The following is a 22,522-nucleotide window of genomic DNA, read 5'->3' on the forward strand; positions in this document are numbered from 1 at the left end:
GGTCGAGGCCTGCCCGGTCGATCCCGAGACCGGTGAGCTGTTGCCCGTGGTGACCATCGTGACGGACAACGGCGGGCCGTTCCGGTCCTTCCGCTTCGAGTCCTTCATCGCCGCCCACCCCGAGCTACACCACGTGCGCACCCGAGTGAAGACCCCGGGGCAGAACGGGTCCCGTGAACGCGGCTTCGGCACGCTGAAGTACGAACGGCTCTACCTGGACGAGATTGACGACGCGATCGTGCTCGCCGAGCGGGCCGAGGACTACCGGATCGAGTACAACGAGCTCCGGCCCCACGAGGCCATCTCATGGAACCGGCCCAAGGAGGTGCACCTGGGCCTGGCCGACCCCACCACCCCGACATTCAAAACCAAGGAAATCCTGCCAACTACTTGACGCGGGACAACTACCTCGATGTTTTGGGATGCAGAGTTATTAAGCAATTGGTTTGATAAAGCGTGATCGTAGGTTATGCGCATAATGCTCAGACGGCCAATGATTTCTTGTGCATCACGAGTACCTCCGCAAAGTACGCAAAAGGAGATGTGCTTCACGTCAGGATGAGAAGCATTGATACGGTTCACGGTATGGAGAGCGCACCACGACGGGCCACGGCAACAGATGTGGCGAATCTTGCTGGCTGCTCGCAGGCTGCGGTTTCGCTCTGGCTCAACGGAAAAGTCGAAGGGCGGCTCAGCAAAGAGTGGGTTCAGCGCATCGCAGCGGCGGCGAATGAACTGGGATACGTGCCGAATAAGGCGGCTCAGCGGCTCTCCGGCGGGCAGAACAGCACCGTCGCCTTCCTTTTCCCCAATGTGCAGTATCAACTGTTCGGTGATGTCTTGTACGGTGTCGCCAGGGTGCTCGGTGAGCGCTGGGATGTACACCTTGTCGATATGCAGCGTGGCACTGACGGTGTCTCAAGGAAAGATATCTACACTGCGGCTATGCCGTTCGGGCCCGCGGGGGTTCTCATTGCGGCGCCCACCAAGTCTGAGTTGGAACAGCTGAGCAGGCTTCCGGTGCCCGTAGTTGCGCTGGATGCTCCGTCCGGAGCCGAGGGCATCACTACGATCTCTTTCGACCTTGGACCGGCGCTTGTTGACCTGGCAAAGCACCTTCACGAACAGGGGCACCACAGGGTAGGACTTGTGGAGTTCAGGGGAGGCTCGCTGATTCTGCAGCAGCGCAGCGATGCTATGCGTCGCCATCTCGATCAATTTGGCATTCAGGTGACAGATGAGATTTTACTCGTGTCAGACCTGTCCATCGAACACGTAGCCCAGTGCGTTGCTGAGATCTTCCCTCACTGGCGGGAGCAGGGAGTGACTGCTGCCATCTGCACGGCGAATACTCTCGCGTACGGTGTTCTCCTTGCGTCGGTGCGGGGTATCTTCCAGGTGCCGGAGGAATTGGCAGTTATTGGATTCAGCGACTCCGACCATGCGGCGATTACGTATCCCCCACTGTCGTCCATCAGTCTTGATGGTCGGCGACTCGGTGAGGCTGGTGCTGAGGCTCTGGTGGGTCTAATCGGCAAGGGCCAGAGGAGAGAGGCAGTTCTTCCCACGGCATTCGAGGCGCGCTGTTCGTCCCTCAGACCAGCTCCTAACGACTGCCCCGGAGACAGCTGTCATACCAGCCACCCTGAGTGCTGTCGAGATATGCACACCGGCGCCCGACGAAGGTCCTTATGAGCAGGGAGAACGTGTTGAGGCAACAGCATATCGATGCCAAGTCCTTTCCGGCCCGAGGGTTGGAGCACAGCGACTTGGAGAAGGACCCCTGCGGCACACACTCCCCAGCCCCTGTGCGATGCACTGGTGTTTCGGGACGGCACCTGCCGAGCCCCCCAGGCGCCATGGACACCTGGGGCAAAGACCCGGGAGCAAGGTACGACGGCGGCGTCGAACCTGTGGCATCTCTGCCGCAGACACCACCGCATGAAGAGCCACGGTCATCTCAGACCGCGGCCGCTCACGGAGTGAGGGATGGGAAACGCTAGAGCTGCCGTGCTCGATGGAAAGCGGCGGTGTAGCTTGCCGCGGCGCCGTCGAACTCAGCCACATGCGCGGCCCAGCGAGTCGCCTGCCGCAGGCCGTCTGTGAGATCTGCCCCAGCGCACAGACCCGACAGCAGGACGCCGGCGAAGGCATCCCCACAGCCGGTGGTGTCGCGTACTGAGACCGCCGGAGTCTCGGCGGTGATCCGCGGAGCTCCGACGGAATCCAGGAGGGCCCCACGTGAACCACACGTCACGACGACGGTCTCCACCTGAAGCGTCTCGGCCAGGTTCGCTGCCTCGTGCCACTGCTCACCGGCCAGCTGCGCGGCCTCGCCCTCGTTGACCAGTACGAGGTCCACATGCTCCAGGCTGGGCAGCTCCTGGCCCAATGGAGAAGCGTTAAGGGCTACCCGGCAGCCAGCATTCTGCGCCGCGTCGGCCACGCGGTGAGCGGTACTCAGCGGGATCTCCAGGTTCATCAGGACCCAGTCGTAGGCGGAAAAGTCCTGCTCCGAAAAACGCTCTGCGCTGACCAGCGCGTTGGCGCCGGGCTCCACAATGATGAAGTTCTCTCCGTCGTCACGCACGCAGATGTAGGCAGACCCGGTGGCCGCCTCGGGTGAGATCAGCACTCCTGCGGCATTGATCCCGTGCGCAGCGAAGAGTGCGAGTGCGTCCTTCCCGCCGGCGTCCTCGCCCACGCAGCCGAGCATGCCGACCTGTGCGCCCGCCATCGCTGCGGCCAGGGCCTGGTTCGCGCCTTTGCCCCCAATCGCCCGCCCCGCACCACGGGTCAGAAGCGTCTGCCCGGGGACTGGAAACTCCGGGACGTTCAGCGTCACATCTTGATTGATGGACCCGACAACGGCCAGGGCAGAGGGAGGGGGAGTCATGGAGTGACCTTTCCGAGGCGACGGGCGGTGGATTGGCGAGGGCGAAGGGTGGGGGCGGGAGCCTGGACCACACGGGGCGGACCGCCCGGGGCATCGAGGCACTCCAGCAGAAGGTGCCCCGCCGACTCGGCCAACTCGGGCAGATGAAGATCGAGTGCGGTCAGAGGCGGCTGTGAAGTGGCAGCACGCGGTCCGTCGAAGTTCGTGCAGATCATCACATCGTCTGGGATCTGCAGGCCTGCGTCGTGCACAGCGTCCACTGCACCCAGCGCGAAAGCGTCGATGGGGGCGTAGATGGCATCGGGTGGGGACGCCGATTCCAGGGCTTCGCGCGTGGCGCGGTACCCGCCGGAGGCTCCCTCGGTAACCGGGATGTGCACCGTCCTGCCACCAGGGGCCACCAGATCGGGCTGGTCCTGCAGGTAGCGCTCGGTGGCCCGAGCCACTGTGTAACGCTCCGCAGTCTGCAGGACAAGGATACGTTGAGCTCCCTGTTCCGCGAGATGTGTGAGGGTGAGATCAGCGCCACCGTACCCGCGGTCAATCACGCCCTGGGCGTCAACGCCGTCGGCACGGCCTACCGTGACCAGCTGAACTCCTCGCTCCTGCAGTTCCTGACACAGGTGGTCGTTGTCCATAGGGTCGATGACCACTGCCCCGTCGACGTCCAGATTGGCGAGAGCATCGGTGGGATCTGTCACAGGAGGCAGCAGCAGGGTGGAGTATCCCCGTTCGAGCAGGACTTTGGACAGGGGAAGCGCGATCGCCAGAAGGAAGTTCAGGTGCGATTCTCTTCCGACCACGGCATCGGGCAGTGCGCTCATGAGGGCCACAGATTCGGAGGACCCGCCTCGGAGTCGGCGCCCACGGAGGCTGGGGCGGTACCGGAGCTCGGCAGCTACCTGTTGGATTCGCTCCCTCGTGGTGTCGGCCATACGGCCCTTACCGTTGAGCGCCAATGAAACGGTTCCGCGGGAGACTCCGGCGGCCGCCGCGACGTCCGCTATGGTGGCACGCTTCCCAGTGGGTGGCACAATCCCTCCCTCAAACATCTCTGAGTCGACCTGCGGTCCCTCGCCCCGGCTTTACGTTGATGTAACACCAGGGTGCCGGCGATGAAACATCTGTTCCATACCTTAGGTGGAACGACAATGAACAATCGATTTACCAATCATGCACGATCCGCGGGCCCCGTTGGGGGCGCGACATGAAAAATCGATTAATCATCTTCGTTGTCCTCCACCGTGAAGAAGACACCGCTCACCCTTGAAGGAGCACCATGAACGCCACCCCAGACCCTCGCTGGACCTCGCACGTCACTGCACCCTCGTACTCAGCTCCGGTTGCGGGCCGCCACCCGGTGCGCCGCTCGCTCCTGGGTCTGGTATCTGCCGCTTCCCTGGCATTCCTGGCCGCCTGCGGCAACGGAGACTCCGGCTCGGGGGACGAAGCAGCGGCCAGCGGCAACGGCTGCGATGAGCTGACCGATGTGGCCGTGCAGTTCGGCTGGCATCCCAATGTCGAGAACATGGCCACGATCGTGGCTGAGCAGAACGGCTACTTTGAGGACGAATGCCTAAACGTGGACATTCTTCCTGGCGGTCCTGAAGTCACTGCCGATGCTCAGATCGTCTCGGGCAACGCTGATATGGGCATCCTGTCCTCCGAGGCTCTGGCCAATGCCGTCATCAATGAGGCTCCGCTCGTAGGCATTGGAGTGACCTATCAGAACTCGCCCTCGGTGATCGTGTCTCTGGCGGAGGCAGGGATCGAGGAGCCCGCCGACCTGGAAGGGCGCACCTTTGGTGTTTCCCAGACGGACCTGCGGGTCTATGAGCCGTTCTTCGCCTCGGTGGGCGTCGACTGGGACGCCGTGGAGATGGTGGACACCGGAGCTGACCCGGCCGCGCTGGTCTCCGGGGAGGTCGATGCGATGAGTGCGGTCAGCGCTAACCAGCCGGTGGTCCTGCGCAATCAGGGTCACGAGGTCAATGAGATCCCCTTGGCCGACTATGACTACAACCGGTGGTCGGGTGCTCTGGTGGTCAGGCAGGACTCCTTGGAAGACCCGGAGCGGCGGGAAATCATCATGGCCATGGCGCGTGCCATTGAGCGTGGCCTGGAAACTGCTGTTGAGGATCCCCAGGCTGCCGGTGCGATCGTCTTCGACGCCTACGCCTCGGACCTGGGTCTGGAAGAGGCCACCCAGTTGGAAGGCGCTGAAGTGTGGGCCAGTCTGACCACTGCCGATGAGCGCGAGAGCGGACTTCTGCTCATCGACGAAGCCGGGGTGGAGTCCCAGCAGGAGTTCTTCGACAACACCGGTGTGGACGTCGACGCCAGTGCGATCTTCGATCTCGACGCCAGCCAGGAGGCCTTCGGTGACTGATGCAGCCGCCACCGGACTCTCCGCGGAGAACGTGGAGCGGACCTTCGAATCTCGAGGGAGCTCTGTTCAGGCCCTGGAGAACGTCAGCTTCACCGCGTCTCCGGGGTCATTCACCGCACTGATCGGTCCCTCGGGGTGTGGAAAGTCGACTCTGCTGCGCATGTTTGCAGGGCTCGACGACCCCACTTCGGGTCGGATCTCAGTGTTGGGCCAAGACCCTCACGAGGTCCAGCAGAATCACCAGATCGGAGTGGCCTTCCAGGACTCCGCCCTGTTGCCGTGGCGCACAGTAGAGACCAATATCGCCCTGCCCCTGCAGGTGGCCGGACAGAAGATCGACAAGAAGGCCATTGCGGACCTCATCGAGTTGACCGGTCTGACTGGTTTCGAGAAGGCCCGGCCTTCTCAGCTCTCTGGCGGCATGCGTCAGCGAGTGGCCATTGCGCGCTCCCTGGTGCTGGAGCCCGATGTTCTGCTTCTGGACGAGCCCTTCGGTGCTCTCGACGACATGACCCGACAGCACATGAACATCGAGCTGCAGCGAATCTGGACGGAGCGCCCGACTACAACTCTGCTGGTGACTCACAACCTGGATGAGGCTGTGTTCCTCAGTGACCAGGTCATCGTGATGGCCGCTCGCCCGGGCCGCATCACGCGGAAGATCACCGTGGAGCTGGAGCGTCCCCGTCAACCCGAGGTTCAGCACAGCGAAGAGTTCCACCGCTATCACACGGAGCTGTCCCAGGAGCTCTTTGCGAGTAGGAAAGCGAGCACGTCTCCATGAGAACCCCGTGGATAGCGGCGACGATCAGCGTGATCGCCGCCTGGCTCATCGCGGCCGCGACGCTGCAGCACACCGGGCTGGTGCCGTACCCGTGGCAGCTGGGCGCACAGATCGTCAACGATGCACAGTTGCTCTGGCGGCATTCCGTCCCCACACTAACCACGGCCTTGTGGGGCCTGCTGGTCGGCATCGGCGTCGTCGTGCCTCTGGCGGCACTGGGGCTCATGGTCCGGCCAGCAGAAGCTGTGGTCCTGCGCATCGGGGTCTTCGTCAACGTGGTCCCCACCGTGGCGATCGCCCCCATTCTGGTCGTGGCCCTGGACAACGAGACTGGCCGGGTTGTCATCACGGCTCTGCAGGTCTACTTCCCGGCGCTCGTCGGCATACTCTTCGGTCTGCGTCAGGCTGACGAGCGCGCGTTGGACCTCATCAAAGCCTCCGGCGGTGGCAACTGGGCTGCGCTGCGCTATGCCCGATTCGCCGCTGCTGTTCCCAGCTTCATCTCTGCTCTGCAGATCGCGGTGCCAGCGGCCATCCTGGGCGCCCTCATCGCGGAGTTCTTCGGCGCGCACGAAGGCTTGGGATCGTTGCTGGTCAACGCTCAGCAGAGCCTGCTCATCGACCGTACCTGGGCGATCGCCGTGGTGGTCGGGCTCGTGGCAGCAGGCGGCTACGGTCTTGTGACGATCGCCGCGAAGCTGCTCGTCCCCTGGGCCGCCAGCGAAGCCTCGGTAGGCGTCTCGGTGGCCGGTGCCGATGCCAAGAAGCAGTCCAGAATCTCTTCGGCAACGGCGTCGGTGATCACCATCGCGATCCTGCTGGGCGGCTGGCAGTCCCTGCGCACGGTCTTCGATTTCGATCCGTTCTTCACCAAGGGCCCGGCAGACGTCTTCACCTACATCACCCAGGGACATCCCATTCAAGGCACCAGTGCGGGAGCCTTCTGGGCGGAGTTCGGCGAGGCCCTGGGGCAGACAGCTATCGATGCCGGCGTCGGGTTTGTTGTCGGCTCGGTCATTGCGGTGGCTGCCGCGGTCGTTCTGGATGCTTTTCCGACCCTCTCGAAGGTCTTCATGCCGATGGCGGTGGTGTTGCGCTCGGTGCCTCTGGCCGCGTTGACCCCGCTGATCGTGCTGTTATTCGGCAGGGGAATGCTGGGGGTGACGATTGTGGTGACCCTGGTGACGTTCTTCCCGACCTTGGTCACGGTCATGCAGGGGCTGCGTTCGACCCCAGAAGGAGCCACCGACCTGGTGCGTGCCTCGGGCGGGACTATGCGTCAGTCGGTTCGCTATGTGCGGTTGATGTATGCAGTGCCCTCCATGCTGGCCGCCGCCCGTGTGGCGATCCCCGGCGCGATCGCAGGCGCCACTCTGGCCGAATGGCTGGCCACCGGGCAGGGCCTGGGCTATCTGCTCACTCTGGCCTCCACGCAGGCCGACTACTACCTGCTCTGGACCGGCGGGGTGCTGCTGGCGGTGTTCGCGCTGGCGGTACACGGACTGTTGAGCATCACCGACCGGGCCATCAGCCGACGACTCGGCACGGCCGTATGACCCGCTGCCTCCCCATACCGAGCGCGTTCGCCCACGACTCGGGTCCCGCAGCTGACAATGACTTCCAAGGAGACACAACCCTATGACCGCTGAGACCACGGGGAACCGCTCCCCGCGCAGCATCGATACCCTCATTCAGAACGCCCACGTGGTGACCTTCGACGACTCCGGCACCATTCTTGCCGACGGCGCCATCGCTATCCACGAGGGCCGCATCCTGGAGGTGGGGCCCTCCCATGTGCTGAGCGCGGCCTACGCGCCGACGCGTCGCATTTTCGCTAACGGGCAGATCGCGCTCCCCGGACTGACGGATGCGCATATCCACACCGCTCAGACCCTCATGCGCGGTCTGCTCTCCACACTGGGGCGCACCAAGGCCCTGCGGGTGCCGACGTGGCGCGAATATCTGGTGCCCTTCGAAGCCTCGCTGACGCCCGACGACGTCGAACTCTCAGGCCAGCTGGCCTACAGTTCCATGCTCGCCACCGGCACCACCTCATTCTTCGAAGCTGGGGGGCCGCATCCGGAGTCCATGGCGCAGGCAGCGGTGGAGACGGGGATCCGCGGCGCGGTGTCACTGAACACCATGGACGGCGGTGCGCGCATCCCGGAGTCGATGAGAATGAGCACAGAGGAGGCCCTGCAGCGCAACATCGACTTAGTCGATGCCTGGCCGCATGATCCTGACGGGGGAACGCGGGTGAGCGCCTGCATGTCGCTGCGCCAGATCATCACCTGCACTCCCGAGCTTGTTACCGGGATTCATCAGGCGGCCCAGGAACGCGGAGTCAAAGTCCACACCCACCTGGTGGAGGGGACGTATGAGATCGACTATGCCCTGGAAAACTTCGGCCGGCGACCGGTGGAGTACCTCCTTGAGCTGGGGGTCTTTGACCACACTCTCCACGGGGCGCATTCCGTGCTGGCCAGCATTGAGGATGTTGAGCTCTACGCCGCCCACGGAGTCTCGGCGGCGCACTGCGCCAAAGGCAACTACGCGATCGGCGCTGCGCCGGCACTTAAAATGTGGCGCAAGGGAGTGGCCATTGGGCTGGGGACTGACGGTGTGGCCAACGCCGGAACGCTGGACGTGTTCCGCGTGGCGATGCTGGCGCGCGTGGGCCAGCAGTACATCGAGGCCACGCCAGTGCACAATCGCAACGGTGTAGGACTTGAGGAGCCGCTGCAGATGGCGGTGACCGGCGGGGCGCGGGCCATGGCCACCCACGGCTACACCGGAACTCTCGCGGCGGGCAAACGAGCCGACATCGTACTGGTCGGCACAGATGGGCCGGACGCTGCCGGCTACTCATCAGCCGAGGCGTTCCTGTTCGAATGCGCCTCGGGGCGAGACGTCAGGACCGTGCTGGTCGACGGCCAGGTCGTCGTCGACGACGGTGAAGTGACCACCGTGGACACCGAGCAGATTCGGGCCAGGGCGGCAGTCCGCCAGCAGGAACTGGCCGCCGCCATCGCCTGAGCAGCACCCATCTCGTGGCGTGAAGCGCCCTGCCGAACGCCCCGTCCAACGAAGGAGACTCTATGAGCGATGATCGGCTCTACATTCTTGACTGCGACACCGGGGTGGACGATGCGATGGCCATCGGCTACCTGCTCGCCGAAGCTCCGCACAGCCTCACCGGAGTGACCACCGTCTTTGGTAACGTCGATGTCCAACGTGCCTCCCTGAACACCCGAGCCCTGCTGGAACTGGGCGGGCGCAGCGACATCCCTGTTCACGCCGGCGCCGCCACATCGCTGGACGGAACCTTCTGGGGGTCCGGACACCGTGTCCACGGCGAGAACGGCCTCGGCGGAGTCCAGCTGGCCCCGCCGGCAGGGGCGGCAGGAGCTGGTGAATCCGCGCCCTCCTACCTCGTGCGAATGGCACGGGAAAATCCCGGCCGGGTGGTGATCATCGCCGTCGGACCCCTGACCAACCTGGCCATCGCACTCAGCATGGACCCGGGAATCGCCGAACTGCTGGCTGAGATTGTCATCATGGGAGGCGCCGTACGCCATCCAGGCAACGCCACCCCGGCCGCCGAGGCGAATATCTGGCACGACCCAGAGGCCGCCGAGCGAGTGCTTCGCTGCGGCGCCCGCGTACGTCTGGTACCGCTGGACGCCACGATGCAGCAGCGTTTGACGGGCGAGGAGCAGGCCGAGCTGGCGGCATCGGGAAGCAGGTTCGCCCAGGTCGTCGCCCAGGCCGCTGAGCATTACCTCGACTTCTACGCCAGTGTCTTTCCAGGCCGCCAGTGTGCCTTGCACGATCCCCTGGTCGCCGCGCTCGCCCTGGAGCCGGCACTGGTCACCTCGGAGGTGACGACAACCGTTGAGGTGCAGCTGGCCCCGGGTCCGGCTCGAGGGCAGACGGTCGCAGATCTGCGGGGCTTCTACAAAGGACCAGTCCACCGTGAAGGACAGGCAACATCGGTGGTCCTGGAGACGCAGACCGGTTTCAGCCGCCACCTCGTTGAGGCCCTGAAGTCCCTTTCCTGACTGTTTCCCTCCTGATCGAAAGTTCTCAGCACATGACTCTCACCGTCTACCTGGCCGGCCCCGAAGTCTTCCTGCCCGACGGGGCTGCCGTGATTGAGGCCAAGCGGCGCATCCTCGAAGAGAACGGCTTTGCTCCGGCGGACCCTCCCTCCGATCTCGGGCCGGTCGGGGGAGGAACGCCTACTGAGCGAGGAATGGAGATCAGCCGCCGCAACGAAGAGCTCATTGCTGCCGCTGACGTCTGTCTGGCCAACCTCACGCCGTTCCGGGGCCTGAGCGCGGACGTGGGTACCGTCTACGAACTCGGGCTCGCGGCGGGGTGGGGTAAGCACGTGGCCGCCTACACCAACGATCCCCGTCAATACCTGGACCGAGTGGCCGAACTGGAGGGACGTCGTCGGCCCCTGCGGCGCGTGGAAGGTAAGGTCTGGGACTCAGAGGGGATGATGGTGGAGGATCATGGGCTGAGGGACAACCTCATGCTCGAGGGTGGACTTGCTCTGCGGGAGAGTGTCATGGTAGTGGCTCCAACTCGCGTGGAGGATCCGGCCCGGGATCTGGAGATCTACACCCAAGCGGTGCGACGACTGGCGCGACAGCTTCTGTAGAGCACCAGCTCGCTGAGGGGTGAAACAGTCGTTTCTCCAGTTTCTGACATGTGCGAAACATTGTTTCATTAGCGTGGCGGGCAAGTCGGAGACACCTGTGGCCCAGAAGGCCCCCACCACTGCGCGCCGCGGCTTCCGGATGCCGCACATCTACGTCATCCTCTTCGCGCTCTCGGCGCTGGAGGCCCTGGCCACGTATGTGGTCCCGGCGCATCAATTTGAGCGAGTCGAGGGTCCCGACGGACGCCAGGTCATCGACCTGGACACCTATACCGCCGTTGAGGCCTCACCCACGTCCTTCCTCGACTTCATGACCGCGATCCCCAGGGGACTGGTCGACGCCGGCGAAGTCGTCTTCTTCACCTTTATTATCTATTATCGGCGGCGTTTTCATGGTGATACCACCGCCGGATTCACCGCCGGCGTGCTCAATCCCATCAACACCGGCCTGGCCCAGCAGATCTCCGGGGTGGAGACCTTCTCGGGAGCCGGACTGCGCGCGGTACTGCTGGTGGTGCTCATCGGCTGATCCTGGACACCATCGTCTACTCCCTGGGAGAAGCCGTCAGCGGACTGCCGGCAGCGCTCGCCGCCGTGGGCATGTTCGCGGCGCAGACCCTCTTCAACTTCGTGGTGCCCTCGGGCTCGGGACAGGCTGTGGCCACGATGCCCATCATGGCGCCTCTGGCGGACCTGTTGGACGTCTCCCGCCAGACCGCGGTCCTGGCCTTTCAGCTCGGCGACGGTCCTACCAACATCCTGTACCCTACGTCTGGCTACTTCATGGCGGCCCTGGCGATCGGCGGGGTGCGCTTTTATCTGCCGCTGTTTGCCATGTGGGCCGCCGTCGCCGTCTCATTCCTGATCTTCGCCCAGCTGACCGGCTGGAGCTGAGGGGTCAGCTCCCTGCGCTCTACTCTCCGCCGCCGGGCGGCATGGAACCCCCGAAGAGCGGCTCGATGTTAGGCCGCTTCGGGGTGATTCCGTCACCTGAGGACTGTCCGCGCAGGCGCCGAATGACCCACGGGAAGAGATGCTGACGAGCCCAGACGACGTCGTCGACCCTGGCCTCCCGCCACGAGCGCTCGGGCACCGGGCGGGGCTCCAGTGGCTGCAGGTCATGCTTGACGTTGAGAGTATCCAGCACCATCCGGGCAATCGTGTGATGCCCCAGCGGGGAGAAGTGCAGCCGATCCTCGTCCCACATCTCTGGGCGGGTCAGCTCCCGCAGTGACCACATATCCGCCACCACGGCATCGTGGCGCAGCGCTACGGTGCGGACGTTCTCGTTGAAGATCGCGACCTTCCCGCGGATGGACCCCACCACGGGGGTCTCGCGGACATCGGGACCGTTGAAGAGCACAATAGTGGCGCCGGAGGTCGCCAGGATCTGGACCATGGTGTCCAGGATCCGCGCGGTCTCGTCGGGATCCGAGCCGGGGCGGATGACGTCGTTGCCTCCGGCGCACAGGGTGATCAGGTCGGGCTTGAGCTCCAGAGCGGGGGCAATCTGCTCGTCCCGGATCTGCTCAATCAGGCGCCCGCGGATCGCGAGGTTGGCGTAGGCGAAGTTATGCGTCTGGTGCGCCAGCTCCTCCGCCACGCGGTCGGCCCATCCGCGGTGGTAGCCGGGCCGGGACTCGTCCGGATCGCCGATGCCCTCGGTGAACGAATCGCCCAGAGCCACGTATCGGGTCCAGGGATGCCGCGCTTGCTGACCAGGTCGGACGCTGTGGGCCATATCCGCCGGAGTCAGCTGCGACTGGTTCACCTCAGAGATCCCCTCCTGCGCGTTGGGTGCAGGCTCGGTTCGCAGGTCGCCGGTGTGCTCTGATGCTGATAGTGCTGATTCCGTGCTGTCTCCGCTCACAGGTTCATTCTCGCGGAACTCACCGGTAACGTCCATCACCCCAAAGGATGAGACCCGCGATGCCGGCATTCTCCTCTCACCGGATCCTGGCCCCTAGGATGGGAAGCTGATTCCCGCCCCGCACCGAAGGAGCACCATGGCCCGCGAGTATGAGGTTGTCTGGACCCGCAGCGAAGCAGAGCGCGCCGGCACGCCACTGGTGGTGCTGCTGCACGGCTACGGCGCCAACGAGCGCGACCTTCTGGGGCTGGTCCCCGGCCTGCCCGAGGAGTTCACCTACGCAGCGGTGCGGGCACCAGTGTCCATGGGCTACGGCGCCTACACCTGGTTCGAGCTGGACGTTCAGCGCCTGGCCTACTCCTCGCAGGCCGCACGCGATGCGGTCGAAGACCTGTGGGAGTGGATTGCCAGCGTCAAGGATCAACACTCCTCGATCACTCTGCTGGGCTTCTCCATGGGGATGGCCATGGCCACCTCGCTGCTGCGCACCCGGCCGCAGGAGTTTGCCGCCGTCGTCGGGCTCTCCGGATTCGCCGTGGACCCGGACCGGGGCGAGGGGCTGGCGGGATACTTCGACGACGACGCCCTGGCGGCTGCCCAGGTGCCCTTCTTCTGGGGGCGTGATCAGGAGGATCCGATCATCCCCGCAGACCACATCGACTACACGCACCGGTGGGCCACTTCCACCGTGAAGCTGACCAAGGTGCTCTACGCCGGGGCCGGCCACGGGGTGGTGCCCCAGGAGATCTCCCACGTCAACGAGTTCCTCACCATGACGGTGCTGCGCAACTCCTGAATCGCGCAACTCCTGAATCGCGCAACTCCTGAACCTCGTCACTTCAGAACCTCGTCACTCCACCCCCCGTCACTCCGGAACCCCTCCACGGCAGGAGCCGGCTCAGTCGTTGAGCCGACGGCCTAGAAGTCGTCGGTAGATCTGCTCATGGGTATGGGCGATCTGGCGCCGCTGATGGGTTCGCCACCGGCGCCGCTGCTCCCCGGCTTCTGCTGAGTCACGCAGCAGTCCCTGGCCCCAGGCGCAGGCTGCGGCCCGCACCGCCTGGCGCAGCGTGTACTCATCCAGTTCAGGAGCCTGGCCCTCGCGCTCAAACCAGCGGTAGACGTAGTCGGCGCCCTGACTGGCATAGCAGCCCACCGTGGGGGCAATGACGGGCGTGCCCAAGTCGTGGCAGGCCTCCATCCACCCGGAGTGGGTTCCGAACCGGTACGGCAGCAGCGAGGCGTGGAGACTGCTGAGGTAGTCATAAAGCTCGGTGTCGCTGAAGTAGTCGTGCACATGAAGCTCGAGCCTGCCCTGCTGATCCTGGTCGCGCAGCCACGCGACCAGTTCCGGATGGTGCCTGGCGCCGTCGTCGTCGTAGACGTCGTGGTGCAGGTTTACCTGGAGAACTCCACCGGGAATCTCGGCGAGCGCCTTCTGCGCAGCCTGCAGCACCGGCAGGGTGGCCATGTTCTGCCGCAGGCTCTTCAGATGCACCCCGAGCCGAAACTCGTCGGTGCGGCGGCGGGGGGAGGCGCCGTACTGCTCGATCAGGTCAAGGTCCACCACGTGCGGATGGGGGATGACCTGGGCCTGGACGCCCCAACGTTCAGCAATGATCTCTGCCGCGCGGGGGCTCAGTGTGATGACCGCGGAAGCTCGCGTGATGAGTGCCTCCAGCTGGGCCTCGTGCAGAGTCGTGTCCTCGTGATGGGGGTTCCAGAGGTCGTGGGCGGTGTAGACCAGCGGAACATTCTTGGCATCCAGGGCGTCGACGATCGCCTGCAGCTGCTGCGGGGACTCGGCGTCGAATCCAAAGTGGACGTGGAAGATCTCGAAATCCTCCTGAGGGGCACGATCAGCGCTGATCCACTCCGGGTCCAGCATTGCCGGGGGCCACCACGGAGCTCCGGTGGGGGTGTCGGCTCGCCGGGCGGGCGGATCGGGAAGCCGCACCACGGAGCTTGTCTCGCCCTCGGGAGGACTCAGGTGACGGATGTAGACGTGTGACCCCGGCACCGAGGCCACCCGCACTGTCCGGTGATAGTCCACGGCCCGGGAATCAGTGTGGTGATCGCCGTCACTGCTGCGGCGGACCTCGCCCTCGCGGTAGATGAGCCCCTGGGACTCGAACTCCTCGAGCCAGCCGTGCATGGGCCATGTGCCCCAGGTGCGGGCAAAGCGGCGTCCGTTGCGCAGGATGTCATCCAGATGCTCCACCGGGGGCCGGGAGACCGGGTGGTACTGGTGGAACGCCCGGGCGGAACCCACCCACGTCAGGTCCACCTCGTGCTGCCGCGCCCGCCAGGCAAAGTCGGTGTCCTCGGCACCGTAGCCCACATAGGCCTCATCGAAGCCGGCGATGCGCTCGAAGACCTCCCGGCGCAGCGCAAAGGACAGTGACCAGAAGAGGTTGTAGTCCTCCCCGGTCTCCAGGGCACCCGGTTCCGGGGCGGGCCGGGCAGGGTGAGGTTCAGCCAGGCCCGCGAGGTGCTCGGTGCGGTAGTCCTCGATCGTCCCTTGGGGCAGGTAGGCCACGGGGCCGCACAGCAGGTCGTCGGGCCGCTGCTGAACCGCCTCCTGATAGCCGGCGACGAGCTCGGGCACCGGAATGCAGTCCACATCGAGAAAGATCAGCAGATCATCGGGGTGGTGGCCGGATTCCCGGGTGCCCAGGTTCCGCGCCTGGGCCAGTGGCAGTCCGTTCTTGTGCCGGGGGAGCGGCAGTACGCTCAGCGCACACGAGCTCAGCTGCTCCTGAGTGTTCGCGGCCGCGGCGGCGACGCCATCATCATCCATGGCGACCAGGACATGCTCATCGGGCAGGCGGGTGCTGCGAGCCAGTCCCTCACGCTGCCGCTGCAGGTGATCGTGTCGCCTGTGCAGAGTGGTGATCACGATGGTACGCGGGTGGTGGGGCCGCCGGTCCGGCTGCGCTTCCACGTCCCAGGATCGGATGCTCTGCGGACCAGTGTTGCGGGGCTCGGTGGATCTGGGACTGCCGGGGTCGGGGTTCTCGCTCATGGGATCTGCGCTCCTTCGCGTAAGCCTGAGGCCGCCGCGGCCAGCCCGGCAGAGCCGGCGGCCTGCGGGGCCCCGGGAATGTTCTCTAAGAGGGCGGCGAACCGTGCCGGAGTGCGACCGTCGCACCAGCGGGCCCAGTCCGCGCCGTTGAGGCGCCAGGCCTGATGCAGGGCGCGCCGCCAGGTCTCAGGCAGGTGCTGCTGCGGTGCGGCAACCGCGGGCCAGGGGCCGCGCGTCAGCACCCGGTGCATTGCCTCCTGCTCGCCGTGGGGACGGGGGAGAGGCACGACGACGGCGGGAGTGCGGCTGGCCGCCACTTCGGCCACTGAGTTCTGCCCGGCTGCCGTGATCACCACGTCCGCACCCTGCAGGTGCGGCCACGGATCCTCCACCCACGTGCCGGAGGGATCGGTGCCGGTCTCTCCACCCAATATCGTGAGCTCAGCCTCCGGAAAACCCTGACGGATCGCCTCAAGCGCCGCAACGGGGACCGCGCCCCCGCCGCGACCATTGAGCACGACGATCCGCTGCGGATCCTCCGCTGGTGCGGGCGCACTCCTCGGTGCGGTATCGGCCGGCGAAAACCGGGAGACCGCTCCCATCGCGTGAAGCTTGGCCGGCCCGCGCACCATGTCCTGTGCGTCCGGGGGCCAGAACCCGCAGATCGCGCTGGAGACGGAGTAGCCCAACTCGTGGGCAGGGTCGCGCCGGTCCCCGGGCAGCGCCACGGTCACGACTGGGACTCCGTGGAGGCGTGCCAGGAGTGCGACCTCAACAGAGACGTCGACCACCATGAGTCGGGGGTTCGTCTCTTCGATCCATGAGGAGATCTGCGCCATGCGCCTGCGCAGCCCCGGGTGGTGTGCCGGCACCCAGTGGAGGGCCCCGGCGGTGGTGGGGTCGGCGTCGTCGTGCACTGCGGGGTCATCATCGCGGGCCAGCTGCAGCCAGGCACCTGGCCACTGGTCTCCCGGGCGGGGCAGGGAGGAGAGGCCGGTGACGGGTTCACCTAGGGCGCCGGCCAGAGTGGTGGCGCGGTGCAGATGCCCCGCCCCCTGGTGATGGATGTACCAACCAATCACGCGGCCGCCCTGGCAGTCTGGGCCTGCCCAGCTCCATGCGGGTGGGCGGCGCGGTCGTAGAGCATCTCATAGTCGCGCACCATGCGTTCTAGAGAGAGCGACTTCTCGGCCCAGGCGCGCACACCGCTGCGGTCGAGTTCGGCGGCCTGACGGATTGCGTCTGCGAGGGCTTCGGCAGTGTTCTCCGCGGCGAGGACGCCTGATGTGGCGCTCACGTTCTCCACGAGGCCGCCGCGGGGAAAGGCCGCCACCGGCGTGCCGCAGGCCATGGCCTCAGCGGCCACGAGTCCATAGGGTTCATCCCACTGGGAGCTGACCACCGCCACCGCGGAACCTCCTACGAGCTCGCGCAGTTCGTCCTGGTGCAGGTGCCCGCGGTAGATGGCGGTGTCGTCCAGGCGGGGGAGCACCTCGGTGGTGAAATAGTCCTGGTCCATCACCGGCCCCGCGAGGTGGATACGGAATCCCGCCAGCCGAGCGGCGTCAATCGCCAGATGAGGTGCCTTCTCAGGAACCAGTCTGCCTGTCCACACTGCCTCGGTGCCGCCGGGGCCTGGGCTCCAACGCTGGATGTCCACCCCATTGGTGACCACTTCTGCGCTGACCACGTCGCTCCAGGCCTCAGCCGTGGCGCGGCTGACTGCCGCGAAGGTTGCCTCCGGTCCTGCGTAGCTGATGGCGGACTCCAGCCACGGGGTCGGAGGGGTGTGCAGCGTGGTGATGATGGGGGTGGGGACCAAGGATGACATCGCCACCGGGAGGTGGTGCAGAGAGTTGTTGTGAATGACGTCGAAGCGGGGGCGCCCGGTCTGCTGGAACTCCTGGGCCAAGCGCAGCATCAGGCCCAGATAGGCATGGTGCTGCTGCATCCATTCTTCGGGTTTGGCGCTGATATCGCGCCGTCCGGTCTCGCTGCCGCAGAACTCCTCGGGGAGCAGGAGTTCCGCGTTTAGCTCCGGGTCGCTGCCGGCTCCGGCGAAGAGTGTGACTTCATGGCCGCGCTCCAGAAGGGTCCGCGCCATGGCATGAGTGTGTGCCTCCAGGCCCCCCGCGAATGGTTCCGCGATGGGGAACTGGCTCGAGGCAATGAGACAAATCCGCACAACCGGACGATAAGACCGGAGTCTGTGTGATTCCTGAACAATTCCACAATCCGCTGATGAGGGCGGATAGGAGTGTCAGGACTCTTTTACAGGGATGACGGTGACAACAGGAAGTCCGAATTCTTCACCGTCAAAAATCACCTTCTGGCCCGCACTCACCTGTCGACCACGTCGAGTCTCCAGGTCACCGTCAACTGTGACGACGCCGGCGGCGATGACTTCCCGCGCTACCACGCCGTTCTCTACGACGCCGGCCAGCTTCAGCAGCTGTCCCAGGCGGATGGACTCATCACGGATCGGCACTTCCTGCACTTCGCTCATGCCTCCCAGTCTCTCACTCGGGTGTTATGGCCGTGGCGGAACTGGATGTTCCGCTATACCTGCACCCCACGACCCCCTATACCTGCACCCCACGACCCCCTCGAACAGGATGATCGCACCGTTCGCTGAAGCGGGACTAGACGGAGCGATCTATGGGTTTGGGGTTGAAACCGGGTATCACCTACTGCGCATCATTACCTCCGGTGTGCTGGACAGGCTTCCGAACCTGAGGATCGTGGTGGGACATCTGGGGGAGGCGCTGCCGTTCTGGCTCAACCGCATTGACTACTTCCATGCGACTCAGGTGAAGTCGCAGCGGTATGAGGCCATCAAGCCCCTGCGGCAGAAGCCCTCGGAGTACTTCCGCACCAACATCTGGATCACCACCTCGGGCATGCCATGGGAACGCGAGATCATGTTTGTACGCGACGTGGTGGGGCCGGACCGTGTGATGTACGCGATGGACTATCCCTACCAGTACGCACTTCAGGAAGTTGTGGCCCAGGACAATCTCCCCCTCAGCGAGCAGGAGAAAAAGAGTTTCTTCGAGGACATCGCGCGGGCGGTCTTCAGGTTGCAGATCTGAGGAGTCTTCATGAAGCGGAGCCCGTGGACAGTCCCTCCGCAGGCTCCACGTACAGTGACTCTGTGCGTGCTGAATCTGTGCCCTCTTCCGGCTCCTCCCGCTGGCTCCTACTCCTAGCCGCTGTTCTGATCGTCGGAGCCAATATGCGGGTCACCATCAGCGTCGTGGGCCCACTATTGGAGCAGATCGGAGCCGACACCGGGCTGTCACCGGCCGCGCTGGGGGTGCTGGGGGCCATGCCGGTCTTCAGCTTCGCCGTCGTCGCGCCCTTCGTCCATGTCATGGGAGCCCGCTTCGGCGCCGAGCGCACGGTGCTCTACTCCCTTCTGGCGCTGGCACTGGGCACGGTGGTGCGCTCACTGGTGCCCCACGAAATGGCGCTCTATGCAGGCACCCTGATCCTTGCGGGGGCCATCGGGGTGCTCAACGTACTGCTTCCGGCGGTCATACGGGAGGACTTCCCAGGCCGAGTACCCCTGGTGACCGGTCTGTTCACCGGGGCGCTCTCCCTGTGCGCGGCCCTGTCAGCGGCGATGGCCGTCCCCGCCGCCGAGAGGATCGGGTGGGAACTGACCATGGCCGCGGGCTCGGTGCTCGCCCTGATGGGAGCCGGAGTGTGGGTTCTGCGCCCAGGGACTGAACGCCGTGCGTCGAGGGCCGGGCACGAAGCCGAACCTGTTTCCCCCACGACGACGGCGTCACCCTCCTCCCCACGGACGGCCATGTGGCGCCACCGCATCGCCTGGCACGTCACCATTTTCTTCGGCACGCAGTCGTTGCTGTTTTTCCTGATGCTCACGTGGTTCCCGGCGATTCAGACCTATCACGGCTACACGCCGGGTGAGGCTGGTCTGTGGTCGGGAGTGCACCAGGGCATCGGCATTGTGGCGAGCCTCCTGTTGGGGCCGCTTATGCAGCGCAGTCGCGACCACCGTGCCATAGGGGTGCTGGTGCCGGCCCTTATGGTCCTGGGCCTAGTCGGGATCATCTTCTTGCCGGGACTGATGCCGGTCTGGGCGGTCGCCTGCGGCTTCTCTTCCGGTGCGTCGCTACTGATCTCCCTGACGCTGATTTCGGTGCGGGTGCGCCATTCAGAGGACACGGGCCGGCTCTCAGGGATGGCCCAGGGGGTGGGCTACCTCTTCGCGGCCACCGGACCCGTAGTGGCCGGATGGATCTTCGAACAGGCGGAGTCCTGGATACCCGTGCTGTGGATGGCGGTGGGCATTGCTGTGCTTCAGGGGGTCTCAGGGTGGGCTGCTGGGCGACATCGCCACATCGAGGGCTGAGAAAGATGTGCCAGCCCCGCCTGAGGTGGGGATAAGGTGTGTGACTATGAACACGCAGTCCCAGCCGGAGCGGCGCTCGCCGCTGATCTGGGGATGGCTGATGCTGGTGATGCTCGTGGCCGGTGCGGCGATCCCCGCCCAGGGGCGAGTGAACGCAGAACTGGGCGCAGAGATAGGTGACGCGGTTCTTGCAGCGGCCATCAGTTTCACCACGGGGTCATTGGTGATGGTGCTGCTTGTGGCGCTTCTTCCGCAGGGCCGTCGCACCCTTCGCAACGTCCGCCCCGCCCTTCGCCGCGGCACTGTTAAGTGGTGGTACTTCCTGGCTGGCTGCGTCGGCGGTTATTTCGTGCTGACCCAAACCCTGACCATCGCTCTGATTGGCGTCGCGGTCTACACCATCGCGGTGGTGACCGGACAGACTATCGGAGGGCTTTTGTGGGATCGGATCGGCCTCGGTCCGGCCGGCCGGAAGCGTCTCAACGGCGTGCGGGTGGGCGGAGCCCTGCTGACCGTGGCGGCTGTCTCTGTGGCGGTGTCGCCTCAGCTGGCTCAGTCCGGTCGGGGGGTGGACTGGTTGCTGCTGGTGCTGCTTCCGCTCACGGCGGGTTTTCTCCAGGCTGCGCAGCAGGCGGTTAACGGGCGGCAGTCTGCAGCCTACGGTGGGCCGCTGCCCGGCACTCTTATCAACTTCCTGGCCGGGTCTGCGGCACTCATCCTCGCCTGGGGAGTCATGGGCCTCTTCGGCAACGCCCACTTCGGGCTGTCTCCGGTGTGGTGGCACTACCTCGGTGGACCGCTGGGCATCGTCTTCATCGCCCTGGGGGCATACCTCGTCACGCAGGTCGGAGTGCTGCTGGCTGCGATGGGCATGATCGCCGGGCAGCTGCTGGGCTCGCTGCTGCTGGATCTGGTGGTGCCAGCTCCCGGTTCCGTCGTGACCGCGCTGACCGTAGTGGGCACCGTCCTGACGCTGCTCGCCGTCGTCGTCGCCTCACTGCCCGACTTCTATCGTGGCAAAGGCAACGCCGCGCGGTAAGCTGGCCTGCGTCCACCACGCCACACCACTTTCGGGAGCCGCACCACCTATGGCCACAGAGACTGCCCTCGACAAAGTCATCTCCCTGGCGAAGCGCCGAGGCTTCGTCTTCCAGTCCGGTGAGATCTACGGCGGTTCCCGCTCAGCCTGGGACTACGGGCCGCTGGGCACGGAGCTGAAGGAGAACATCAAGGCTGAGTGGTGGCAGACCTTCGTGCGCGGTCGCGGCGACATGGTGGGCCTGGACTCCGCCATCATCCTGCCTTCCGCGGTGTGGGAGGCCTCCGGGCACGTGGCCACGTTCACCGACCCGCTGGTGGAGTGCCTGCAGTGCCATAAGCGTCACCGCGAGGACCACCTGATTGAGGCCTTCGAAGACAAGCACGGTCGCACTCCCGCAGACATGTCTGAGGTGCCCTGCCCCGATTGCGGCACCAAGGGCAAGTTCACCGAACCCCGGGCCTTCTCCGGTCTGGTGAAGTCCTACCTGGGTGTGCTCGATGACGCCTCCGGCCTGCACTATCTGCGTCCGGAGACCGCTCAGGGCATCTTCGTGAACTTCAACAATGTGGTCACCACGGCACGCAAAAAGCCGCCGTTCGGCATCGGCCAGATCGGCAAGGCGTTCCGCAACGAGATCACCCCCGGCAACTTCATCTTCCGCACGCGCGAGTTTGAGCAGATGGAGATTGAGTTCTTCACCCACCCGGAGGACGCCGGCCAGTGGTTCGACCACTGGGTCGAGGCCTGCTACTCCTGGTTCACTGATTTGGGCCTGAACCCGGACAATCTGCGCAAGTTCGACGTGCCGGAAGAAGAGCGCGCTCACTACTCGGCCGGCACCATCGACCTGGAGTACCGTTTCGGCTTCCAGGGGTCCGAATGGGGTGAGCTCATGGGCATCGCCAACCGGACCGACTATGACCTGGGCTCCCACACCAAGGCTTCCGGGGCCAAACTGCAGTACTTCGACCAGGGCACCGGCGAGCGCTACACCCCATACGTCATCGAGCCCAGCTTCGGCCTGACCCGCTCCATGATGGCGTTCCTGGTGGATTCCTACACCGAGGACGAGGCACCCAACACTAAGGGCGGGGTGGATGTCCGCACGGTGCTGAAGCTGCACCCCAAGCTCGCCCCGATCAAGGCCGCGGTCCTGCCGCTGTCCAAGAAGTCCGAGCTCGCCGAGCCCTCACAGAAGCTCGCTGCCGAGCTGCGCAAGCACTGGAACGTGGACTACGACGACGCCGGCGCCATTGGTCGGCGCTACCGCCGTCAGGACGAGATCGGCACCCCGTTCTGCATCACCGTGGACTTCGACACCCTTGAGGACCAGGCAGTGACCATCCGCGACCGCGATGAGATGACCCAGGAGCGCGTGAGCCTGGATCAGGTCACCTCCTACCTGGCAACGCGCCTCATCTGATCCCGGACCGACTTCCGAGCGCGTTCCGAATAGGGGACGCGAC

The 22,522-nt window shown here is 65.2% G+C and carries 22 protein-coding genes; 15 read left to right on the forward strand and 7 right to left on the reverse strand.

Annotated elements, in window-relative coordinates; translation table 11 throughout:
• Nucleotides 1-394 (forward strand): integrase core domain-containing protein (locus RH857_RS06660; protein WP_310537194.1); only part of this gene is annotated, 394 nt, incomplete at its 5' end.
• A gap of 149 nt (nucleotides 395-543) precedes the next feature.
• Complete coding sequence (locus RH857_RS06665) at nucleotides 544-1,695, forward strand: LacI family DNA-binding transcriptional regulator (RefSeq protein WP_310537195.1); 1,152 nt, start codon at nucleotides 544-546, stop codon at nucleotides 1,693-1,695.
• A gap of 304 nt (nucleotides 1,696-1,999) precedes the next feature.
• Here the strand turns inward: RH857_RS06665 and RH857_RS06670 are convergent, their stop codons facing one another.
• Together RH857_RS06670 and RH857_RS06675 are read right to left on the reverse strand one after the other, a co-directional pair.
• Nucleotides 2,000-2,896, reverse strand: coding sequence for a PfkB family carbohydrate kinase (locus tag RH857_RS06670; protein ID WP_310537196.1), 897 nt, complete (start codon nucleotides 2,894-2,896; stop codon nucleotides 2,000-2,002).
• Entirely contained in the window at nucleotides 2,893-3,930 is a 1,038-nt protein-coding gene (locus RH857_RS06675; protein WP_310537197.1) for a LacI family DNA-binding transcriptional regulator, read from the reverse strand. Before RH857_RS06675 ends, RH857_RS06670 begins: the two co-directional genes overlap by 4 nt.
• A 245-nt stretch (nucleotides 3,931-4,175) precedes the next feature.
• On the opposite strand from RH857_RS06675, the gene RH857_RS06680 reads away from it, so the two are divergent.
• The 8 genes from RH857_RS06680 (at nucleotide 4,176) to RH857_RS06715 (ending at nucleotide 11,632) form a co-directional block, all read left to right on the forward strand.
• Nucleotides 4,176-5,285: an ABC transporter substrate-binding protein gene (locus tag RH857_RS06680; protein ID WP_310537198.1), complete on the forward strand. Its 1,110-nt coding sequence runs from the start codon at nucleotides 4,176-4,178 to the stop codon at nucleotides 5,283-5,285.
• Nucleotides 5,278-6,069, forward strand: a complete 792-nt coding sequence (locus tag RH857_RS06685) for an ABC transporter ATP-binding protein (RefSeq protein ID WP_310537199.1) — start codon at nucleotides 5,278-5,280, stop codon at nucleotides 6,067-6,069. The genes RH857_RS06680 and RH857_RS06685 overlap by 8 nt, the downstream gene beginning before the upstream one ends.
• Nucleotides 6,066-7,625: an ABC transporter permease gene (locus tag RH857_RS06690; protein ID WP_310537200.1), complete on the forward strand. Its 1,560-nt coding sequence runs from the start codon at nucleotides 6,066-6,068 to the stop codon at nucleotides 7,623-7,625. Before RH857_RS06685 ends, RH857_RS06690 begins: the two co-directional genes overlap by 4 nt.
• A gap of 82 nt (nucleotides 7,626-7,707) precedes the next feature.
• Nucleotides 7,708-9,105, forward strand: coding sequence for an amidohydrolase family protein (locus RH857_RS06695; protein WP_310537201.1), 1,398 nt, complete (start codon nucleotides 7,708-7,710; stop codon nucleotides 9,103-9,105).
• A 62-nt stretch (nucleotides 9,106-9,167) separates the two neighbouring features.
• Complete coding sequence (locus RH857_RS06700; RefSeq protein WP_310537202.1) at nucleotides 9,168-10,130, forward strand: nucleoside hydrolase; 963 nt, start codon at nucleotides 9,168-9,170, stop codon at nucleotides 10,128-10,130.
• 32 nt (nucleotides 10,131-10,162) lie between these two features.
• Nucleotides 10,163-10,738, forward strand: a complete 576-nt coding sequence (locus RH857_RS06705) for a nucleoside 2-deoxyribosyltransferase (protein WP_310537203.1) — start codon at nucleotides 10,163-10,165, stop codon at nucleotides 10,736-10,738.
• Between the two features lie 97 nt (nucleotides 10,739-10,835).
• On the forward strand, nucleotides 10,836-11,267 hold the full coding sequence (locus RH857_RS06710) for a hypothetical protein (RefSeq protein WP_310537204.1): 432 nt from the start codon (nucleotides 10,836-10,838) through the stop codon (nucleotides 11,265-11,267).
• A 44-nt stretch (nucleotides 11,268-11,311) separates the two neighbouring features.
• Nucleotides 11,312-11,632 carry a TIGR00366 family protein gene (locus RH857_RS06715; RefSeq protein ID WP_310537256.1) on the forward strand — a complete coding sequence of 107 codons (321 nt, stop codon included), beginning with the start codon at nucleotides 11,312-11,314 and terminating at the stop codon, nucleotides 11,630-11,632.
• 19 nt (nucleotides 11,633-11,651) lie between these two features.
• Here the strand turns inward: RH857_RS06715 and RH857_RS06720 are convergent, their stop codons facing one another.
• Entirely contained in the window at nucleotides 11,652-12,479 is an 828-nt protein-coding gene (locus RH857_RS06720; protein ID WP_310537257.1) for an SGNH/GDSL hydrolase family protein, read from the reverse strand.
• Between the two features lie 265 nt (nucleotides 12,480-12,744).
• On the opposite strand from RH857_RS06720, the gene RH857_RS06725 reads away from it, so the two are divergent.
• Nucleotides 12,745-13,404: an alpha/beta hydrolase gene (locus RH857_RS06725; protein ID WP_310537205.1), complete on the forward strand. Its 660-nt coding sequence runs from the start codon at nucleotides 12,745-12,747 to the stop codon at nucleotides 13,402-13,404.
• 102 nt (nucleotides 13,405-13,506) lie between these two features.
• Here RH857_RS06725 and RH857_RS06730 read toward each other — a convergent pair whose 3' ends face one another.
• The 4 genes from RH857_RS06730 to RH857_RS06745 form a co-directional block, all read right to left on the reverse strand.
• Nucleotides 13,507-15,633 (reverse strand): glycosyltransferase, encoded by a 2,127-nt coding sequence (locus tag RH857_RS06730; protein WP_310537206.1) that lies wholly within the window; start codon nucleotides 15,631-15,633, stop codon nucleotides 13,507-13,509.
• A complete protein-coding gene (locus RH857_RS06735) occupies nucleotides 15,630-16,715 on the reverse strand; it encodes a glycosyltransferase (RefSeq protein ID WP_310537207.1) in 1,086 nt (361 codons plus the stop codon). The genes RH857_RS06730 and RH857_RS06735 overlap by 4 nt, the downstream gene beginning before the upstream one ends.
• On the reverse strand, nucleotides 16,712-17,818 hold the full coding sequence (locus RH857_RS06740) for a glycosyltransferase (RefSeq protein ID WP_310537208.1): 1,107 nt from the start codon (nucleotides 17,816-17,818) through the stop codon (nucleotides 16,712-16,714). Before RH857_RS06740 ends, RH857_RS06735 begins: the two co-directional genes overlap by 4 nt.
• A gap of 75 nt (nucleotides 17,819-17,893) precedes the next feature.
• Complete coding sequence (locus tag RH857_RS06745) at nucleotides 17,894-18,139, reverse strand: RNA-binding S4 domain-containing protein (protein WP_310537209.1); 246 nt, start codon at nucleotides 18,137-18,139, stop codon at nucleotides 17,894-17,896.
• Between the two features lie 109 nt (nucleotides 18,140-18,248).
• Here RH857_RS06745 and RH857_RS06750 point away from each other — a divergent pair, with 109 nt between their 5' ends.
• The 4 genes from RH857_RS06750 to RH857_RS06765 all read left to right on the forward strand — a co-directional run bounded on the left by RH857_RS06750 (nucleotide 18,249) and on the right by RH857_RS06765 (nucleotide 22,479).
• Nucleotides 18,249-18,725, forward strand: coding sequence for an amidohydrolase family protein (locus RH857_RS06750; RefSeq protein WP_344039910.1), 477 nt, complete (start codon nucleotides 18,249-18,251; stop codon nucleotides 18,723-18,725).
• Between the two features lie 62 nt (nucleotides 18,726-18,787).
• Nucleotides 18,788-20,014 carry an MFS transporter gene (locus tag RH857_RS06755; RefSeq protein ID WP_310537211.1) on the forward strand — a complete coding sequence of 409 codons (1,227 nt, stop codon included), beginning with the start codon at nucleotides 18,788-18,790 and terminating at the stop codon, nucleotides 20,012-20,014.
• A gap of 46 nt (nucleotides 20,015-20,060) precedes the next feature.
• On the forward strand, nucleotides 20,061-21,053 hold the full coding sequence (locus tag RH857_RS06760) for a DMT family transporter (RefSeq protein ID WP_310537212.1): 993 nt from the start codon (nucleotides 20,061-20,063) through the stop codon (nucleotides 21,051-21,053).
• 49 nt (nucleotides 21,054-21,102) lie between these two features.
• Entirely contained in the window at nucleotides 21,103-22,479 is a 1,377-nt protein-coding gene (locus RH857_RS06765) for a glycine--tRNA ligase (RefSeq protein WP_310537213.1), read from the forward strand.
• The last annotated feature ends 43 nt before the right edge of the window (nucleotides 22,480-22,522 follow it).

The sequence above is a fragment of the Nesterenkonia flava genome (assembly GCF_031432335.1).
GTDB classification, from domain to species: Bacteria; Actinomycetota; Actinomycetes; order Actinomycetales; family Micrococcaceae; genus Nesterenkonia; species Nesterenkonia flava.

Bases quoted from the DNA above. Each gene is read 5' to 3' on its own strand.
- RH857_RS06670 (WP_310537196.1), bottom strand. From the start codon at position 2,896: ATGACTCCCCCTCCCTCTGCCCTGGCCGTTGTCGGGTCCATCAATCAA.
- RH857_RS06680 (WP_310537198.1), top strand. From the start codon at position 4,176: ATGAACGCCACCCCAGACCCTCGCTGGACCTCGCACGTCACTGCACCC.
- RH857_RS06690 (WP_310537200.1), top strand. From the start codon at position 6,066: ATGAGAACCCCGTGGATAGCGGCGACGATCAGCGTGATCGCCGCCTGG.
- RH857_RS06695 (WP_310537201.1), top strand. From the start codon at position 7,708: ATGACCGCTGAGACCACGGGGAACCGCTCCCCGCGCAGCATCGATACC.
- RH857_RS06700 (WP_310537202.1), top strand. From the start codon at position 9,168: ATGAGCGATGATCGGCTCTACATTCTTGACTGCGACACCGGGGTGGAC.
- RH857_RS06705 (WP_310537203.1), top strand. From the start codon at position 10,163: ATGACTCTCACCGTCTACCTGGCCGGCCCCGAAGTCTTCCTGCCCGAC.
- RH857_RS06720 (WP_310537257.1), bottom strand. From the start codon at position 12,479: ATGGCCCACAGCGTCCGACCTGGTCAGCAAGCGCGGCATCCCTGGACC.
- RH857_RS06725 (WP_310537205.1), top strand. From the start codon at position 12,745: ATGGCCCGCGAGTATGAGGTTGTCTGGACCCGCAGCGAAGCAGAGCGC.
- RH857_RS06730 (WP_310537206.1), bottom strand. From the start codon at position 15,633: ATGAGCGAGAACCCCGACCCCGGCAGTCCCAGATCCACCGAGCCCCGC.
- RH857_RS06745 (WP_310537209.1), bottom strand. From the start codon at position 18,139: ATGAGCGAAGTGCAGGAAGTGCCGATCCGTGATGAGTCCATCCGCCTG.
- RH857_RS06750 (WP_344039910.1), top strand. From the start codon at position 18,249: ATGATCGCACCGTTCGCTGAAGCGGGACTAGACGGAGCGATCTATGGG.
- RH857_RS06760 (WP_310537212.1), top strand. From the start codon at position 20,061: ATGAACACGCAGTCCCAGCCGGAGCGGCGCTCGCCGCTGATCTGGGGA.
- RH857_RS06765 (WP_310537213.1), top strand. From the start codon at position 21,103: ATGGCCACAGAGACTGCCCTCGACAAAGTCATCTCCCTGGCGAAGCGC.